General features: G+C 74.2%; 4 protein-coding genes. All 4 read right to left on the bottom strand.

All coding sequences use genetic code 11. From position 1 onward, the window contains the following. Window positions 1-66: 66 nt before the first annotated feature. Window positions 67-1113 carry an NAD(P)-dependent alcohol dehydrogenase gene (locus M3677_RS16720; RefSeq protein ID WP_251161104.1) on the bottom strand — a complete coding sequence of 349 codons (1047 nt, stop codon included), beginning with the start codon at window positions 1111-1113 and terminating at the stop codon, window positions 67-69. Between the two features lie 136 nt (window positions 1114-1249). Beyond that, window positions 1250-2311, bottom strand: coding sequence for a glycerate kinase (locus M3677_RS16715; protein WP_066651833.1), 1062 nt, complete (start codon window positions 2309-2311; stop codon window positions 1250-1252). Between the two features lie 28 nt (window positions 2312-2339). Continuing rightward, window positions 2340-3455: an FAD-dependent oxidoreductase gene (locus tag M3677_RS16710; RefSeq protein ID WP_251161103.1), complete on the bottom strand. Its 1116-nt coding sequence runs from the start codon at window positions 3453-3455 to the stop codon at window positions 2340-2342. A 37-nt stretch (window positions 3456-3492) separates the two neighbouring features. Continuing rightward, window positions 3493-4698, bottom strand: a 1206-nt coding sequence (locus tag M3677_RS16705; protein WP_308201989.1) for an AI-2E family transporter, incomplete at its 5' end; no start/stop codon positions are given.

Raw genomic sequence — 4698 nt, 5'->3', positions numbered from 1 at the left:
GTTGGTCTGGTGGGTGGGGGGCGGGGGTGCCGCCCGCCACGGCGCCTCCCGTCCGTGGACCCGTCGTCAGGCCAGCGTGGCCGCGTCGATCACGAAGCGGTAGCGGACGTCCGAGGACAGCACGCGCTCGTACGCCTCGTTGACCTGGTCGGCGCTGATGAGCTCGGTCTCCGGCAGGATGTCGTGCTCGGCGCAGAAGTCGAGCATCTCCTGGGTCTCGGCGATGCCGCCGATGGCCGAACCGGCCCAGCTCAGGCGGCGCGGGATGAGCGCGAACGCCGGGACCTCGAGCGGCTCGGACGGGGCGCCGACGTTGACGAGCGTGCCGTCGACCTTGAGCAGCCCGAGGTACGCCTTCATGTCGAGCTTGGCCGAGACGGTGTTGATGATGAGCTCGAACGACTGCGCGAGCTGCTCGAACGTGGCCGGGTCCTTCGTCGCGTGGTGGGCCTTCGCGCCGTAGCGGAGCGAGTCGGCCTCCTTCGACGTGGTCTGCGACAGGACGGTGACCTCGGCGCCCAGGGCGACGGCGATCTTGACGGCCATGTGGCCGAGGCCGCCCATGCCGACGACCGCGACCTTCGAGCCGGGGCCGACCTTCCAGTGGTGCAGCGGCGAGTAGGTGGTGATGCCGGCGCAGAGCAGCGGCGCGACCTTCTCGATGTCGAGCGACTCCGGCACCTTCAGGACGAAGTCCTCGTTCACGACGACGGCCTGCGAGTAGCCGCCCTGCGTGATCGAGCCGTCGGCGGGGTCGACGCTGGCGTAGGTGCCGGTGTTGCCCTCGAGGCAGTACTGCTCCTGGCCGGCACGGCACTGCTCGCACTCGCCGCAGGAGTTCACCATGCAGCCGACGCCGACCCGGTCGCCGACCTGGTGCTTCGTGACGTTCGCGCCGACCTCGGTGACGTGGCCGACGATCTCGTGGCCGACGACCTGCGGGTACTGGATCGGACCCCACTCGCCGCGGACGGTGTGGATGTCCGAGTGGCAGATCCCGGCGTAGGCGATGTCGATCATGACGTCGTCGGGGCCGACGTCACGACGGGTGATGGTGGTCTTGACGAGCGGCTCGGTGGCCGACGGTGCCGCGTACGCGTTGACGGTGCGCATTGGTCTCCTCGTGGGGGTGCTTCTCGGGTCGGGTGCGACCCGCTCCCCAGTGTGGTCCCGCGCCCCGGGGGCAGGGAGGTTGCGTCGGGGTACCCCTCGTGCGCCCGGGCGGGCGTGTCGGCCACGCCCCGGGCGCTCAGCCGACGAGCCGCGCCAACCGCTGCCCGGCGATCGTCGCGAAGCGCAGCGGGTCACGCAGGGCGTCGTCCGGCTCACCGGTCGTCTGCGTCGCGAGCACCACGAGCGAGGCCGCCGCCGCGAAGTCGTCCAGCCGCGCCTCGATCTCGCCCGCGACCAGCACCACCCGGGCCCCCGGCGCGTGCTCCGTCGCGAGCGCCCGGACCACCGTCGGCACCTTGCCCGCGGCGCTCTGCTCGTCGAAGCGTCCCTCGCCGGTGACCACGACGTCGGCGCCGTCGAGCAGCGACGGGAGTCCGAGCACGTCCGCGACCGCGAGCGCTCCCGGTGCGAGGGTCGCGCCCCAGGCGAGCAGCCCGAAGCCGACACCGCCCGCGGCACCGGCACCGGGCGTCGCGGGGTCGACCTCGGGCAGGCTGCGTGCCCAGGCGGCGAGCCGCTCCTCGGACGCCGGGGCAGCGTCCGGCGTGATGCCCTTCTGCGGTCCGAACACGGCCACCGCACCGGCCGGTCCGAGCAGCGGTGACGTGACGTCGGACAGGACGACCACCCCACCGGCGGGCAGGGGCCGGAGCCCCGACCGGTCGACCGCGCCGGAAGCACCGACGGCGAGCCCGAGCGCCTCGAGCACCGGGCGTCCGCCGTCGGTGGAGGCGCTGCCCCCGATGCCCAGCACGAGCCCGGTCGCGCCCGCGTCGAGCGCCGCCGCGATCGCCTCGCCGAACCCTCGGCTCGTCGCGGTCTCCGGGAGCAGTGCCCCTCCCAGGAGCGGCAGCCCGCTCGTCGCCGCGAGCTCCACCACGGCCCGGCCGTCGGGCAGGCGCAGCCAGTGGGTGTCGACGGGGGTGCCGGCCGGCCCGGTCACCGTCACGGGCACGTGTTCGGCCGCCGGGTACGCCGCGGCGAACGCGTCGAGCGTGCCCTCGCCGCCGTCGGCCATCGGCACGGTGACGACGTCGTCCTCCGGCCGTTCGTCGAGCCACCCGGCCCGGACCGCCCGCGCGGTGTCGGCCGCCGTGGCGGTGCCCTTCAGGGAGTCGGGAGCGATGACGACGCGCACCGGACCACCGTAGCGGGGCGGCGGGCGGTCAGAGGGCGAAGCGGGGGATCGGCTCGCCACCGGTCGCCAGGTCGGCGAGGACCTCCCCGAGCAGCGGCGCGAACTTGAACCCGTGGCCCGAGAACCCGGTCGCGACGGTGAGTGGTCCGCGCCGGTCGATGACGAAGTCCTCGTCCGGCGTGGTGTCGTACAGGCAGCTGATGAACGTCGGGCGTGTGGCGTCGACGCCGGGGACGTACCGGGCGACGTAGGCCTGCAGCCGCGCTGCCTCCTCGGGCACGGGGCGCTTGTCGCGGGCGTCGGGGTCGACGACCGGGCCGGTGCCGTGGAACCCGACCTTGACGCCCTCGCCCGGGGTCAGCAGCCCGTACACGTCGTCGCCGTCGACCCAGTGCACGAACGACGGCCAGGCCTCGTCCGGCAGGTGGCTCGGGAAGTGGGCGGGCTGCTCCTGGGTGACGCGGACGGCCGGGAGGCGCGCCCCGCGTGCGGCGAGCACGTCACCCACCAGCGTGGGCGCCCAGGACCCCACCGCGGCCACCACGCTCGCCGTGCGGACCGCCGTACCGTCGCCGAGCGTCACGGTGACCGCGTCCCCGTGGTCCGCGACCGCCGCCACCCGGGTGCCGAACCGGAGCTCGGCGAGGCCCGTCCGCTCCGCCAACGTCAGCAGGAGCTCGATCGTGTCGGCCGACCGGATGCGTCCGGCCGTCGCGTGGGTCAGGACGTGCCCTTCGAACGCGATGCCGGGCCAGCGGGCCGCGGCGGCCTCCGGGGTCAGGGTCTCGTGGGGGACCCCGGCGTCCGCCAGCGCCGCGGCGATGGCGTCGACCACCTCGGGCCGGCCGTGGTCGACCGCGCCCGTCCGGTCGAGCAACGTCGTGCCGGTCGTCGACTCGAGGGCGTCCCAGAGCGCGAGCGCGCGGGTCGTCAGCGCGACGTACTCCGGGTCGCTGTAGCCCTGCCGGAAGATCCGGGTCGCGCCGTGCGACGAACCCTCGAGGTGTCCGCGAGGGTGCTGCTCGACGAGCAGGACGCGCTCGCCGCGGGCGGTCAGGGCCCAGGCCGCGGCGGCGCCGACCACGCCGCCGCCGATCACCACGTGCCCGTCGAACCGGGTCTCGTCCGGCTGTGTCCCGTCCATCAGGGCAGCGTAGTGCGGCGTGGTGACCGCCCGGCGCTCAGCCGACCGGCACCGTCTCGCGCCGCTTCTGCCGCCAGGGCGTCGCCGGGGCGTCCTCGCCGTTCCACACCTGCACGACGCCCCACCCGGCGGCGATGAGCGGCACCGCGAGCAGCGCGCCGGTCACCCCGCCGAGCACGGTGCCCGCGGTCAGCCCGACCAGGATGACGAGCCCGTGCAGCCGCAGCGTCCTGCCCATGAGCACGGGCTGCAGGAAGTTGCCCTCGATCTGGTTGACGAGCACGACGATCGCGACGACGATGACCGCCTTCACCGGCCCGAGTGCGACGAGGGTCACGAGCGCCGCGAGCGTGCCGGCGATCGGTGCGCCGATCATCGGGATGAACGAGGTCACGAACGCCACCACCGCGAGCGGGATCGTCAGCGGGACGCCGAGCACGGCGAGCCCGGTGCCGATCGCGACCGCGTCGAAGGCGGCGACGGCGGCCGTCCCGCGCACGTACCCGCCGAGGGTCGTCACCACGCGGTCCCCGATGCGGCGCGCACGGTCGTACTGCTCGCCGGTGAACGGGCGGAGCAGGAACTCCCACAGCGCGGGGCCGTCCTTGAGGAAGAAGAACAGGATGACCGCCATCAGCACGGCCCCGGTGACGACGTTCGTCACCGCCGAGATGCCGGCGACGGCCCCCGCCCCGAACCGGGCACTCGTCACGAAGTCGACGACACCGTCCACGGCGTCCTCGATCTGCCCGTCGGTGATGCGCACGGGCAGCTCGTGGAGCAGGTCCTGCACCTGCTGGAGCCCGTCGACCGCCGAGTCCTGCAGCGAGGACCACTGGTTCGCGACGGCGGCGACGAGGAGCCACAGGACGCCGGCGAGCACCGCGAGGACGGCCACGAACGCGATCGTCGTGGCGAGCACCGACGGGACCCCGTGCCGACGGAGCCAGCCGACCAGCGGGTGCAGGGCCGACGCGATGATGAGCGCGAGCAGCACCGGGATCGTGACGAGGCTCAGTGTGGTCGCAGCGGTGACGATCCCGCCGATGACCACGACGATCACCACGGTCTGCAGGCAGCGCACCGCGAGTCGGCCGTACGGGTCGGTCCAGGTGCTCGGGCGGACGCTGGTCGGGGCGGGGGAGCGGCGCAGGTGCATGGCGGGGTCTTCCGGGTCGTGCTGACTGGTGGAACGACGGGAGGCGCGGGGCCGTGCGGCACCGCGCCTCCCCTCGGCGTGGAG

The organism is Curtobacterium sp. P97 (assembly GCF_023712445.1).
Lineage (GTDB): Bacteria > Actinomycetota > Actinomycetes > Actinomycetales > Microbacteriaceae > Curtobacterium.
This window is presented reverse-complemented; position numbering and strand designations above follow the sequence as displayed.